The following is a 14065-nucleotide window of genomic DNA, read 5'->3' as shown; positions in this document are numbered from 1 at the left end:
GATAAGTAATTAAATGGTATGGAAATAAATAATGCAACGGTTGTTAAAACCGTTGCATTATTGGTTTAGCGTGTGATGAAGCAGCTTCCACCAGAACTTTTAATGGATTCACAAAGGATTATGGCTTCATTACGGTCTTGCGCTTGAATCCGAACACGGTAATAAGTACCTTTTCCTGGTATAAAAGCGGATTGAATATTTAAAGAACGGGCACCGATAAGGAATCCAAATTTAGATTTCATATTTTTTAAAGAATTTCTAGCGAGCTCATACGTTGGTTGAGATGCAAGTTGTACGTAATAACTTTCTGAATTTTGTGCTGCGACTCTGTTTGGTGATATGGGGCGAGACGCGGCTGGTGTTTCAACTTGTGTATTTCTTTCTGCATGAGAAGGGATAGGGATAAATTTTTCTTCAATATTTGAGCTAGAATTATTTTCTGCGATTATTTTATCAATATTATTTTTGAGATCATGATCTCTTTCTTGGTCGTTTATGTCAGAATCATGCGACGAAACAAGGGACGAATCTTGAAGTTCATTAGAAGTTTGATCAATGCTTTCTTCAGATTGAGCAGCAGTTTTGCTGTTTGTTTGATGCGCAGGGGCTAGTGTAACTGTACCATCTTGATTGACAATAACAGTTTGTACTTCTCGCATTGGAATAGTATGATTTATGGCTTCTGTGACTGCATCTTCAACATCAGATTCATTTAAAGACGATGAGGAAACGCTTGAAGATTCTTCAGGGTTTAATTCTTTTAAATTTTCAGGTTGTTCAGAGTTATCAATAAGAAATTGTTGTGTATTTTCTTGTTTCTCATTTTGTTCAGTTGTTTGTTTATAGATATCTAAATTATGTGCAACATCATTTTTCGTTTCAGTTGTTTCTGGTTTGAATTTAAAAGGCGTATTATCAGCGTGGATAATGACCGTTTCTTCATTTTTTTGTGATGGCATAAAAAAATGAGAATAACCAGCAAACCCAAGTCCTATTAAAATAAGTATAAAAAAACCTTTAATGAAAGTTTTACCAAAAATAAAACTTTTTAAGGGAGGAGGAGCTGATGGAGGCGTGGGAACCTCATCTGAGTTTGTGTATGATGAATTCTCGCTAAAAGAGGGAAAATTATATTCCATATTGGCAGAAGAAAAATAGTCGGAATTTTGTTCTTTAGAGTTTATATAAACACCTTCTTTTGAATTTTGCATAGACTGATGAAAAACTTCACTAAAAACCTCGTTTTTCTGTTTTTTTTGAGAAAAATTATCCGTTGGGACATTCCCTACATTGAGTACATCAGCAAATTCTTCTTCTAAACCACCATTAGTTGGCACATCATATTCTGGCGCTTCATACGGGACTTCTGGAACCATAATAGGACCAGTTTTTTCTACGATTTCCTCTGAAAATTTATAAGTATCAACATTGGGAGGGGGAGTATCTCTGTGCGTATAGTTATGGGCAAAAAAGCCATCCGTTTGTTTTGTATTTAAAGAGGGGGATGAGGAAAGAAACTCATCTAAATTATTTTCATTATATGAAATTTCTCTATTTGGGTTAGAGGCACCTTCGGCGTTATTGATGTATTGGGCTCGAGCCTCATCATATATCGGAACTTTTTCGCCATAAGTTTCTTGTTGTGAGGGGGGGGCTGCAAAAAAATGGGGATAATTGGTTGTATGATCTTCTTGTGAAGCCCCCTTTAAATAAGATTGTCTATCAACTGGTGGAGAATCTAAAGGTGAGGAGAAGGTACTTGTTGTTTGATTTCTTGCAGTGTTTTGTCTTTCTGACACAAGATTAGAAGATGAGAAAAACTCATTTTCCTCTGTAGAAGAGGAGACATTAGGATAATCTTTTTTAATCCAATTTTCTTGATCAGCTGAAATTTTATAGGGATGGTTTATAGGAGTGTCATAGAGGTTTTGATTGTCCTCATAAGTTTTTTGTATATTCGTAGTCTCAGGTTGTTGTGAATTTATTTGTGAAAAACGATTGGTTTGTTCAACATCTTCTGGCGTCTCTCTCTTATTTTCGTGCCTTTCAGATTTATCAAAAAAGAAATTTTCTGATTCTGATTGTGACATAAGATTACTTTTTTCAAGAAAAGGATCAGCATTGGTTGCTGTTTTTTTCTGTTGATGTGATTGATTCTTTGGGATTGGTAATGGAGAAAGCTCATCTAAAATTTGTTCTTCATCATGACTGCTAGGTGAAGAATATTTCTCTTCAGATAAATTATTTTGTTTTGAATGGTTGAAAGAAGAAGATTGTGCAATATCTGAGGCTGTTGCGTTGCTGGTTGCATGCAAGTCCCATTGTTTTTTTTGATCATCAAACGGTAAGTCATGTGCTAAATTTTTTTCAAGTTCCTCTTCTAGAAAGGAGAAATCAAAATCATCATCATAGGATGATGTTTCGGGGTGAGATGTTGATCGTTCTGTTTTTAAAGAAGATTGCTCATTTTGGTTTCCGCTTTGTTTGTGCGGATTAAAAATGCGCGTAAGCCTTTCTAAAGGATCATGGTGTTCATGATCGTGTTTTGTTTCGTGTAGATTTTTGCGATCGTTATCGCTCATAGCTTTTCTCACATGATGGTTTGCACTTACGTGCAATCAATGGTTGATTTTGATTTGTTATATTAAAATTATAAATTTTCCCCCTCTCATGCAAGGATACATGAAAAAGTTTATCAATAGAGTACCTATTGTATGTATTTATAGAACTTTTTCAACGCATTTCTATGGGTGCTTCGACTCCTATGATGGTAAGCCCTGATGATAAAATATTGATAACAGCTTGTATCAATCCTAATCTTGCAAAGGATAACTCTTTATCATCAGGTTGAATAAAGCGTAAATTGAGATTTTCACTCCCTTTATTCCAATGGGTGTGAAAGCTGGAGGCAAGGTCATAAAGGTAAAACGCTAATCGATGCGGTTCTTTATGAATTACGGCCTGTTCAATGATACGTGGATATTCAGAAAGTTTGCGTATTAACAATATTTCATGGTTATCTGTTAATCGATGAAGATGGGCAATCAATGTATTATTTGAAAAGCTTTTAATATGAAGCGCTTCTTGTGCTTGACGAAAGACTGAGTGACAACGTGCACTTGCATATTGTACGTAAAAGATGGGGTTATCTTTTGATTGTTCTGTTACTTTTGCAAAATCAAAATCAAGAGGTGCTTCACACTTACGGTATAGCATCATAAAACGCACAGGATCACGACCAACTTCTTCGACAACATCCCGTAGAGTGACAAATGATCCCGCTCTTTTTGACATGCGGACAGGTTGACCGTTGCGAAAGAGTTTTACCAATTGACATAAGAAAACACTTAATTTGGCTTTATCACCAGAAATCGCTTTTGCCATTGCCTCTAGCCGCTTTACATAGCCAGCATGGTCTGCGCCTAGAATATAAATCATTTCATCAAAATGACGATTAAATTTATCCCGAAAATAAGCAACATCAGCAGCAAAATAAGTGTAAGAACCGTCAGATTTGACTAAAACACGGTCTTGGTCATCACCGACATTTGTTGAACGGAACAAAGTTTGTTCGCTTGGTTCCCAGTCTTCTGTATTTTGTCCTTTGGGAGGGGGGAGTTTTCCTTTGTAGATATAACCATTTAAAGTGAGGTCGTTGATGGTGTTACGAATGGCGCGTGCATTATCTGCATAAAGCATTCGCTCAGAGAAAAAGATATCATGATAAACATTAAGAGCAGCCAAATCTTCGCGAATCATGGACATCATTGCATGAATTGCACGTTCTTTCACAAGAGATAAGGCTTCATCTTTATCCATTATGAGGAGTTGGTCACCAAACTCTTGAGCAAGCGATTGACCCAATGGTATCAAGTATTCTCCAGGATAGAGTCCTTCTGGAATTTCATTAATTTTTTGCCCAAGAGCTTCACGATAGCGCAATAGTACCGAATGGGCGAGGACTTCGATTTGTTGACCCGCATCATTGATATAATACTCTTTTGTAATGTTATAGCCCGTAAATTGTAGCAAATTGGAGAGAACATCCCCAACAACGGCTCCGCGGCAATGTCCTACATGCATTGGTCCAGTGGGATTTGCTGAGACATATTCAACATTGACGCATTTTCCTTGTCCCATTGGAATACGACCATAAGAAGTACCTAATTCAAGCATGGATTTTATAACATCTTGCCAAAATAATTTTGTAAGCTTGATGTTGATAAAACCAGGACCGGCAACATCTATATTTTCGATAGAGGAATCATTTTTAAGAAGTTCTATGATTTTATCTGCAAGTGCACGTGGATTGATTCCAATAGATTTTGCAAGCACCATAGCAGCATTGGTTGATAAATGACCGTGGGAGGAATCACGCGGAGGATCAACAGTGATTTTTGATAAATCTAGATCTTCTCCATTTTTTCCTTTTATATCAGATAATTCAATTGATCTCTTAATTTTTTTTTCGAAGTTTTTAAAGATATTCATATTTAGCTTCCATGATGATGCCAAAAGCCATTAAACGAAATTATCTGTATGGTCAAATAAACGCTGATATTCACGTAGAGCGTAGTGATCCGTCATGCCTGAAAGAAAGTCAGCAATCAAACGTGCTAACTCTTGATTTTTTAAGTGCACTGTTTTGCTCTGCCAACTTTCAGGCATTGTATTTGGATTTTCATAATAACAATTGAATAATTTTTGTACAATGCATTTTGCTGCATTGCGACGACTAAGAACTTGTTCATGGTAGTAAAGATTTTTAAATAAAAAGTTTTTTAGTTCTTTTTCATAAACGGTCATTGTCGGTGAAAAGGTGACAATAGTTTGTTTTGCTTGGTGAATATCGTTTATGCTTGTTGGTTTGATGCGTGCTAAATTTTTTTGTGACTGTTTGATAACATCTTCAACCATGGTTGTTATTTGTCTTCGTACAAGCGTGTAACCGCGACGCGTTTGGTCGAGGTGGGGATGCTCATCTGTTATATCTTTTAATATTGCTGCTGTTAGTGAAACATGTTCAAATTGATCGAGTGTTAAAAATTGCGAACGTAGACCATCATCAATATCATGCGCATTGTATGCGATATCATCTGCAATAGCAGCACATTGCGCTTCTAGTCCTGCAAAACAATCGAGTGCAAGCTCTTGCTTTACATTGTATTGTAAAATATCGATAGGAACCTCCTTATTCTTCGCGTGAGGACCTAAAAGGGGACCATTATGCTTTACAAGTCCTTCGAGGGTTTCCCATGTAAGGTTAAGTCCATCAAAATTTGCATAGCGCTGTTCTAGTTTTGTTACAATGCGTAATGCTTGTGCATTATGATCAAAGCCGCCATAATGTACCATGGCTTCATTAAGAGCATCTTCTCCTGCATGGCCAAAGGGTGTGTGTCCAAAGTCGTGAACAAGGGCAATGGCTTCGGCAAGGTCTTCATCAAGACACAGGGCACGGGCTAATGTTCTTGCAATTTGAGAAACCTCTATGGAATGGGTTAGGCGAGTACGGTAATGATCGCTTTCATCAGCAATAAACACTTGCGTTTTATGTTTAAGACGTCGAAATGCATTAGAATGGATAATACGATCTCTATCTCGTTGAAAAGGTGAGCGTGTGGTGCTCATCGTTTCATGGTATAATCGACCACGGCTTGTTTGTGGATGAGCACTGTATACTGCTCGAGATTGGTAATTGAAGTTGATATTTCCTATATCCATTGCAAGCTGTCTATTATCATCTTAAAATTGAGAGTGGTTTATGAGAAATAAACTGCTCTTTGAGTGTAGGATACTCTTTCTTGATGGTTTAATGCAAGGATATATAAAATGAATGTGAAAATTTCAGATGTTGCTGCCAAAAAAATTGCACAGATACTTTTGCGTGAAACCGATAAAATAGCATTACGTATTTCTGTTGAAGGTGGTGGGTGTTCTGGTTTTTCTTATAAATATGACTTGGTTTCTGAAATGTGTGAAGATGACCTCGTTCTCAAAAAAGACGGGGCAGTTGTGTTTATTGATTTACTATCACTTCCTTTTATGGAAGGAGCTGAGATTGATTTTGTTGATGATCTTATGGGGCAGTCTTTTCAAATCCACAATCCCAATGCTGTTTCATCATGTGGTTGTGGTGTAAGTTTCTCAATTTAAAATGATGGCTGTGTGATATTGTTTCTTGAAAAAAAGATCATGTTGGTCAACAATGCAAAAATGGGTATTCTTATAAAAATAGTGCACCGATGTGTATGGTTGTGCGTGGTGCTTGCTTTATTGACTTGGAGTCACTGTGCTTTTTCTGAAGCAGGAGAAGGGCAAGATCAGCAGCAGAGACAATCAAGGAGTTTTATTGTAAAGACTCAAGAGCAGGAAAATGAAAACTTAGCATCTCAAACACAACTCATTTTGAATGCTCGATTAACAAATAGTCATCCGGATATTGAAAAAGGGCTTGTCTGGCGGGTTTATGCCCCTATTCTAGGGATTGATAATAAGTTACCATTAGTGGCAACCTATAAGGGGGGAGGTGCACGTTTTAATCTCGAACCAGGAAATTATCTTGTTCATGTCTCATTTGGTCATATGAGTGCTGTGCGCCATATTCGTTTAGAAAATGGGCAGAGTCTTGTAAAAAACTTTAATCTTGAGGCTGGTGGTGTCATTTTAAATGCAACACTGCTCAATGGCGTAATGAATGAAAAGGAACTCCGTTTTACCATTTATGAGGATGAAAAAGAAAATGATGATACGGGAGTGATTATATCAAATGTTAAACCCCACTCAGTTGTGCGTTTAAAAGCTGGCCGCTACCATGTTGCTTCCCATTATGGTTCTATTAATGCGACGGCTCGTTCCGATATTCAAGTGGATGCAGGTAAAATAACAGAAGTTACTCTTGAACATCAGTCCGCTCAGATTGTCTTAAAGTTGGTGCGACAAGAAGGAGGAGAAGCGCTTGCAGATACAAGTTGGTCTCTTGCCAATGATTCTGGTGATATCGTTTATGAAACAGTTGGTGCGTATGTTTCACTCGTGTTAGCAGAGGGAGAGTATATTGCAATTGCTAAAAATAAAGATAAAATCTATCAAAAAGTTTTTTCAGTCGTTTCTGGTCATGATGAAGATATAAGTGTGATAGCGAATGAAGAAAATATGCAACAAATTGATGAAGATGTGGATTGATCATTGTTCATGGGGGTAAACTATGATGAAAGACGGGGTATGAATTTTGATTGAAATTTCAACAGTTGGTGTGTTTTTTGCTGGGGCACTCTCTTTTTTGTCACCATGCGTTTTGCCGTTAGTTCCTCCTTATTTGTGCTATATGGCAGGGGTTGGTATTGATGATTTTCGTTCAGAAAAGCCTGATGAGAAAGTCTTTATCCGGTGGGCTTTATTATCTTCTGTTATTGCTTTTGTTCTTGGGTTTACGACTGTTTTTGTTGCTTTAGGTGCCAGTGCTAGTACAATTGGGAAATTCATCGGTTATTATCGTGATTGGTTTGCCCTTGCTGCTGGAATTGTCATTATTATTTTTGGTTTAAATTTTTTGGGGATTTTCAAGATCGCTTTTTTATTTCGTGAGGCGCGTTTTCAGACCAAAAAAACACCTGCTGGTCCTTTAGGCGCGTATATTATCGGTTTAGCTTTTGCCTTTGGTTGGACACCGTGTATTGGCCCTATTTTAGGTCCTATTATAACGCTTGCTGGAACAAAAGAAACTGTGGGAGAGGGAGCTGTTCTCTTAGCGGTTTATGCATTAGGTCTTGCTATTCCTTTTATGTTAGCAGCTTTATTTTCGAGCAGTTTTATGCGATTTTTAGGAGCTTTTCGTATTCATTTAGGAAAAGTTGAAAAAATCATTGGTGTTTTTCTTATTCTTACAGGGATTTTGTTTTTAACAGGTTCTATGCAGGATCTTTCATTTTGGCTTTTAGAACATTATCCTTCGTTGAGTTATATTGAAGATATTCGTTGGCACAGTATTATGAATTTTTTTGGATTTTCTCGTTAGTCTTATGTGTTTTTATGGTTAGAAGTTGTCTTTCTATTGTTCTTGCCGCAGGTGAGGGGACGCGCATGAAATCGTCTCTGCCTAAGGTACTTCATAAAATTGCTGGATTGCCTCTTATATGCCATGTTCTAAAACAAATAGAATTGGCAGGCTCTTCACAATTAGCGGTTGTTGTGGGATATGGTGCTAAGGAGGTTATGCACGTTGTTCAGTCATTTGTAAAAGATGTAATGATTTTTGAACAAAAAGAGCGTTTAGGAACTGCCCATGCTGTTTTGTCTGCTCGTTTAGCTTTGCAAAAGGAGGTGGATGATGTGCTCATTGTTTTTGGGGATACTCCTCTCATTCAGCAAGATTCATTGCACCAAATGCGTGCACAGCTTGCTGATGGAGCAGATGTTGTTTTTGCAGGTTTTCATACCAAACATCCAACAGGTTATGGACGTCTTCTCGAGAAAAATGGTCAATTGATTGCAATTGTAGAAGAAAAAGACGCTAGCGATGAAGAAAAAAAGATTTCTTTTTGTAACGGTGGAATACTCGCTATGCGTGGAAAACATGCACTTTCTCTTTTAGAGAAAGTTGGTAATAATAATGTGAAAAAAGAATATTACTTAACAGATATTGCTTCTCTTGCAACACGCGAAGGATTAGATGTGCGTGTTGTTGAAGTTCCTTTTGAAGATATTGTAGGAATTAACAACGGTTTTGAGCTTTCTGAGGCTGATTCTTTGTGGCAAAAACGTAAAGCGCGCGATTTAATGTTATCGGGTGTTACACTCTTAAAGCCAGAAACACTCTATTTTTCTTATGATACAGAAATTGCACCAGGGGTGGTGATAGAACCAAATGTTTATTTTGGGTTAAACGTAAAAGTACAATCTGGTGCGGTTATTCATGCATTTAGTTATCTCGAAGGTGCTGTGGTTGGTAGAGATGCACAGATTGGTCCCTATGCACGTTTGCGTCCTGGAACAGAGTTGGCTAAGTCCGTAAAGATTGGAAATTTTTGTGAAGTCAAACAAGCTAAGGTAGGAGAATCTTCTAAAATCAATCATTTAAGTTATATTGGTGATGCCGAAATTGGTGCACATACCAATATTGGAGCCGGTACGATTACTTGCAATTATGATGGATTTAACAAATATAAAACCATGATTGGTGATCATGCTTTTGTTGGGTCTAATACGGCACTTGTTTCCCCATTGGTAATAGGGGATGGCTCTTATGTTGCTTCAGGAAGTGTTATTACTGAAAATATTCCTATGAACAGTATGGCTTTTGGGCGTGCACGACAGGTTATAAAAGAGGGCTATGCGACAAAATTTCGAGAGCGTTTGTTAGAAAACAAACAGAAAAAATGATTATTTTCAGCTTATTCTTTTGTTTCGTGTTAATCTAACGATGGATGGAAGATTTATTCTTAAAGATTGCCGTATTCCATGTTTGAATTATTTTTATTATTTATAGTTTTAAATAAAGGCTGTTGGATTGTTTTGTAAAATTTGAATCTTAAGATGTGGGTTGGAGCTTTTTAATGTGTGGAATTATTGGAGTTCTTGGAAAGAGGTGTGTTACGTCCTCTTTGGTTGAGGGGTTAAAACGTCTTGAATATAGAGGGTATGATTCATCTGGGGTGGCAACGGTCCATAATGGGCATCTTTATCGTGTACGTGCTGAGGGGAAGCTTGTTCATTTAGAAGAAAAATTAAAAAAAACACCTCTGGAGGGAAGTTTAGGGATTGGTCATACCCGTTGGGCTACGCATGGAATTGCTGTTGAACGCAATGCGCATCCCCATGTGACTGAAAAGCTTGCGATTGTTCATAATGGTATTATTGAAAATTTTGTAGAACTGCAAAAGGAACTCATAGAGGATGGTTGTATCTTTGAAACAGAGACGGATACGGAAGTTATTGCACATTTAATAACGCGTGCATTAAAAGATGGTCTTTCTCCGCAAGAAGCCATACGTACCAGTTGGAAAAGGCTGCAGGGGGCTTTTGCTATTGCTCTTATTTTCGAAGGTGAAGATAACCTTATGATTGCGGCTTGTTCTGGTCCACCTCTGGCAATTGGTTATGGAAAAGATGAATTTTTTGTGGGGTCAGATGCCATAGCTTTGGCACCATTCGTTGATTATATTAGCTATATGGAAGATGGGGATTGGGCTGTTCTCACACGGGAAGGTGTTACAATTTATGATGCTAATAACCAACCGGTCAAACGTCCTGTGACGACATTACTTGAAGGGGCTTTATTGATTTCTAAGGGTAATCATCGTCATTTTATGCACAAGGAAATGTTTGAACAACCTGAAGTGATTTCTCATAATTTGGCACATTATCTTGATCTTGGAAATTATGTCGTTCGACCGCTTAAGAATTTGATTGATTGGAAAAATATTCATCGGCTTCTTTTTGCGAGTTGTGGAACGGCATATTATTCAACCTTAGTTGCGCGCTATTGGTTTGAGAAATTTGCCGCTTTAAGTGTTGATAATGATGTTGCTTCGGAGTTTCGTTATCGTGAACCTCCTATAACGTCTGATGTGTTATCGCTGTTTGTTTCTCAATCTGGTGAGACAGCTGATACATTGGCTTCTTTGCGTTATTGTCGTGAGCGGGGTGTAAAAACAGCAACAATTGTGAATGTAGAGCAATCAACAATGGCAAGGGAGGCTGATTTTATTCTCCCAACACTTGCTGGACCGGAAATAGGTGTTGCTTCAACAAAAGCTTTTACCTGTCAATTGGCAACGCTTGCTTCACTCGCTCTTAGTGCGGCTAAACAACGTGGCTATCTCTCGGCTCAAATAGAAAAGCAATTGGTTCAACAGTTGGCAGAAGTTCCACGTATTTTAAATGAGGTCTTAAAATTAGAGAGAAAAATTGAATGTATTTGTCGTGATTTGGTGAATGCAAAAAGTGTTCTTTATCTGGGACGTGGAACTTCTTATCCGATTGCTTTGGAGGGAGCTCTTAAACTGAAAGAGCTTTCTTATATTCATGCTGAAGGTTATGCGGCAGGTGAATTAAAGCATGGACCAATTGCTCTGGTGGATGAGACAATACCCGTTATTGTTGTTGCACCTTATGATCGGTGGTTTGAAAAAACTTTTTCTAATATGCAAGAAGTGGTAGCGCGTAATGGTCGTATTATTTTAATAACCGATAAAAAAGGAGCAGAGGTGGCTTGTCTTAAGACTTTATCAACGATCACTTTGCCAGATGTTCCAGAATTTATTTCTCCTATTATTTATGCACTCCCTGTTCAGTTAATCGCTTATCATACGGCTGTTTTATTAGGAACAGATGTTGATCAACCCCGTAATTTAGCAAAATCAGTCACGGTTGAATAAAAGTATATTTCTGAATCTTTTGGAGAATAATCAAGTGTAAGAAATTGATTTATAATGAAACTTATTTTTTCATTTTCTCTGTTGAACGAGAATGCTGTAGACAGTTTTTTTCTTTCTCAATCCTTTACGATAAAACGAAAAATATCTTCTTACCTATCAAAAAATGGATCAGCTATGTGAACATAATGGTAAAAAAGACGCAATATTGCTTCTACTGTTTTAATGCAGTTGATTTGTTATTCGTTCATGAAGCATAAAGATGGTAAGAGACTGCGTAGATCATTTATGGGTAATTCTAAGAAAAAACCATATTTGAACAGAGAGATATTTAAGTTTTTTATTAGAGGGTCTTTGTTATCCTGCTCGTAAGAGGCGTGCAGCATCGTTGTGTCCGAAAAGATAAAGGAGCAACCGTAAAGCTTGTCCTTGCTCAGAAGAAAGATGAGGATCGCGTTGTAAAAATAAACGAGCATCTTTTCTTGCCATTGACAAAAGATCGCTATGAACTGCAAGGTTTGCTATATGAAATTCAGGGACTCCAGATTGTTTTGTACCTAAAAGCTCTCCTTCGCCTCGTAGGCGCCAATCTTCTTCAGCGATTTCAAAACCATCTTCTGTATTGCGGATAATATTAAGGCGTGTTGCTGCTGTTTTAGTCAGTGGATCTTTATAGAGCAAAATGCAGGAAGACTTTTTATCACCTCGTCCTACACGTCCACGTAATTGGTGCAATTGTGAAAGGCCAAAATGTTCCGCGTGTTCGATGATAATGATCGAAGCATCTGGAATATCTACTCCCACTTCAATGACTGTGGTTGCAACTAAAATACGTGTATTTCCACATTTAAAAGATGCCATAGCGGCTTCTTTTTCTGCTGTAGACATTTTTCCATGGATCATACCAACGTGTGCTCCAAAGCGCTCATGGAGAAATGCAAAGCGGTTTTCAATTGAAGTGAGATCAAGAGCTGTCGATTCCTCTACTAAAGGACAAATCCAATAGAGCTTTTCTCCTTTTTCTAATGCAATTGCGATTCTCGCTATAAGCTCATGAAGACGTTTCAAAGAAAGCGTTGCTGTTGTAATGGGTTGTCGTCCCATTGGTTTTTCGGTAATTTTAGAGACATCCATATCACCAAAAGCTGTTAAGACAAGTGTGCGCGGAATGGGCGTGGCGGTCATAACCAGCATATCAGCTTTATTGCCTTTTTCTGTAAGAGCGATACGTTGATGGACACCAAAACGGTGTTGTTCATCGATAATGGTTAAAGCGAGATTATTATAAGTAACACTGTTTTGTATGAGAGCATGGGTTCCGATGACAATAGAAACTTGACCTGACAGAATATCATTCACGATATTTGTCCGCAATTTCCCTTTTTCTCGTCCTGTTAAAAGCGTTGTTTGTAATCCGACCTTTTCGGCAAGAGGAGCGATGGTGGCAAAATGTTGCCTAGCAAGCACTTCAGTTGGTGTCATTAAAGCTGATTGTCCTGAATTTTCAGCAATTTGTGCCATTGCCATCAATGCAACAACAGTTTTTCCTGCGCCTACATCACCTTGAAGTAGTCTTAGCATCGGTTCTGGTGAAGCAAGATCATTTGCGATATCTTCTACTGCTTTTTTTTGTCCGGTTGTGAGTTGAAAGGGGAGGATATTAAGCAATTTTTTAGTATAAATTCCTGTTGATGGTCGAGAAGTGCCAACAAGAGATTTAGTTTTCAAACGCACGAGTCCTAGTGCCAATTGACAAGCGAGCAATTCATCATAGGCAAGACGTTTGCGTGCTGTACTTTCTAAGGATAGATCATTGGGGTTAATGGGCGCATGGATACGGCGTAAAGCAACGGAAAAAGAAGGAAAATTTTGCTGCTTTTTTACATTTTCATCTATCCATTCTGGTAGAAGAGGAATAAAATCAAGAGCGTTTTGTATGGCGCGTCTTAGTGTCTTTACAGTTAGTCCGGCAGTAGAGGGATAGACAGGTTCGATCAGAGGTATCTGATTTGATTGTTCGCTTGGGGCAATATAGTCTGGATGCGCCATTGAAAGCTGTCCATTAAACCATTCAACTTTTCCTGATATAATGACTTTTTTTCCTTCGGGGAGTTGTTTTTTTAGCCAAAGAGGTTGAGCATGAAAAAAGACTAAATTTATTTTTCCTGTGTGATCATGGGCAATAACACGATAGGGAATTCGGTTGTGACCACGGGGTGGTGGTTGATGCTGATCGATGATAATTTCGAGCGTAACAGTATCTCCTTCTTTTGCACAAGCAATGTTGGGACGCATTCTGCGGTCTATAACGGAATGGGGCATTAATTGAAGAAGGTCAATAAGGGTTGCTTCGCGTTGTGTGGGATTAACATCTAAGAGTTTGGTCAATAAACCATAGACTTTAGGTGTAATACCAGAAAGAGTTCGGATAGAATTAAAAAGTGGGGTAAGAAGACTTGGAGGCATGAGCAAATTTAACCTGCCCTTTTTGTTTTTTCTAGACCTTTAGAAGAGCTTTTTGGGGATAAAGTCATAAAGAGGAGGTTGCTTTATTTACACATTGAACTTTAGGAAGAGAAATTAATATTTAAAGAAAAATACAATTAAATGGTCAAAAATTAAAGTGCTTAGATGAGGTATATTGTTTTTCTTTTTATTTTAGGTGTTTATTTGCTGTGAATAGAAGCATT

The 14065-nt window shown here is 37.8% G+C and carries 9 protein-coding genes; 5 read left to right on the top strand and 4 right to left on the bottom strand.

The window, feature by feature from the left end; genetic code table 11:
* Nucleotides 1-65: 65 nt before the first annotated feature.
* From ACFINE_RS05570 to ACFINE_RS05560, 3 genes are all read right to left on the bottom strand, one after another.
* Entirely contained in the window at nucleotides 66-2582 is a 2517-nt protein-coding gene (locus ACFINE_RS05570) for an SPOR domain-containing protein (RefSeq protein ID WP_375621329.1), read from the bottom strand.
* A 151-nt stretch (nucleotides 2583-2733) separates the two neighbouring features.
* Nucleotides 2734-4491, bottom strand: coding sequence for an arginine--tRNA ligase (gene argS, locus ACFINE_RS05565; RefSeq protein ID WP_375621328.1), 1758 nt, complete (start codon nucleotides 4489-4491; stop codon nucleotides 2734-2736).
* A 30-nt stretch (nucleotides 4492-4521) separates the two neighbouring features.
* A complete protein-coding gene (locus ACFINE_RS05560; RefSeq protein WP_375621327.1) occupies nucleotides 4522-5724 on the bottom strand; it encodes a deoxyguanosinetriphosphate triphosphohydrolase in 1203 nt (400 codons plus the stop codon).
* 108 nt (nucleotides 5725-5832) lie between these two features.
* On the opposite strand from ACFINE_RS05560, the gene ACFINE_RS05555 reads away from it, so the two are divergent.
* From ACFINE_RS05555 to glmS, 5 genes are all read left to right on the top strand, one after another.
* Nucleotides 5833-6156: a HesB/IscA family protein gene (locus ACFINE_RS05555; protein ID WP_375613096.1), complete on the top strand. Its 324-nt coding sequence runs from the start codon at nucleotides 5833-5835 to the stop codon at nucleotides 6154-6156.
* A gap of 39 nt (nucleotides 6157-6195) precedes the next feature.
* Nucleotides 6196-7185, top strand: a complete 990-nt coding sequence (locus ACFINE_RS05550; protein ID WP_375621340.1) for a carboxypeptidase regulatory-like domain-containing protein — start codon at nucleotides 6196-6198, stop codon at nucleotides 7183-7185.
* A gap of 43 nt (nucleotides 7186-7228) precedes the next feature.
* Nucleotides 7229-8017, top strand: a complete 789-nt coding sequence (locus ACFINE_RS05545; protein ID WP_375610470.1) for a cytochrome c biogenesis CcdA family protein — start codon at nucleotides 7229-7231, stop codon at nucleotides 8015-8017.
* A 14-nt stretch (nucleotides 8018-8031) separates the two neighbouring features.
* The gene (gene glmU, locus ACFINE_RS05540; protein WP_375610449.1) at nucleotides 8032-9381 is read left to right on the top strand and encodes a bifunctional UDP-N-acetylglucosamine diphosphorylase/glucosamine-1-phosphate N-acetyltransferase GlmU; all 1350 of its coding nucleotides are present in this window, start codon (nucleotides 8032-8034) and stop codon (nucleotides 9379-9381) included.
* 173 nt (nucleotides 9382-9554) lie between these two features.
* Nucleotides 9555-11378, top strand: coding sequence for a glutamine--fructose-6-phosphate transaminase (isomerizing) (gene glmS / locus ACFINE_RS05535; RefSeq protein WP_375621326.1), 1824 nt, complete (start codon nucleotides 9555-9557; stop codon nucleotides 11376-11378).
* 354 nt (nucleotides 11379-11732) lie between these two features.
* Here the strand turns inward: glmS and recG are convergent, their stop codons facing one another.
* Nucleotides 11733-13841, bottom strand: a complete 2109-nt coding sequence (gene recG / locus ACFINE_RS05530) for an ATP-dependent DNA helicase RecG (RefSeq protein WP_375621325.1) — start codon at nucleotides 13839-13841, stop codon at nucleotides 11733-11735.
* Nucleotides 13842-14065: the final 224 nt, after the last annotated feature.

The organism is Bartonella sp. AA97HXZ (genome assembly GCF_042196985.1).
Lineage (GTDB): Bacteria > Pseudomonadota > Alphaproteobacteria > Rhizobiales > Rhizobiaceae > Bartonella.
Note: the sequence above shows the minus strand (reverse complement) of the source record. Positions and strands in the feature narration are given on the sequence as shown.

Coding starts and splice junctions, on each gene's coding strand:
- ACFINE_RS05570 (WP_375621329.1), bottom strand. CDS start 2,582: ATGAGCGATAACGATCGCAAAAATCTACACGAAACAAAACACGATCAT.
- argS (WP_375621328.1), bottom strand. CDS start 4,491: ATGAATATCTTTAAAAACTTCGAAAAAAAAATTAAGAGATCAATTGAA.
- ACFINE_RS05560 (WP_375621327.1), bottom strand. CDS start 5,724: ATGGATATAGGAAATATCAACTTCAATTACCAATCTCGAGCAGTATAC.
- ACFINE_RS05555 (WP_375613096.1), top strand. CDS start 5,833: ATGAATGTGAAAATTTCAGATGTTGCTGCCAAAAAAATTGCACAGATA.
- ACFINE_RS05550 (WP_375621340.1), top strand. CDS start 6,196: ATGTTGGTCAACAATGCAAAAATGGGTATTCTTATAAAAATAGTGCAC.
- glmU (WP_375610449.1), top strand. CDS start 8,032: ATGGTTAGAAGTTGTCTTTCTATTGTTCTTGCCGCAGGTGAGGGGACG.
- glmS (WP_375621326.1), top strand. CDS start 9,555: ATGTGTGGAATTATTGGAGTTCTTGGAAAGAGGTGTGTTACGTCCTCT.
- recG (WP_375621325.1), bottom strand. CDS start 13,841: ATGCCTCCAAGTCTTCTTACCCCACTTTTTAATTCTATCCGAACTCTT.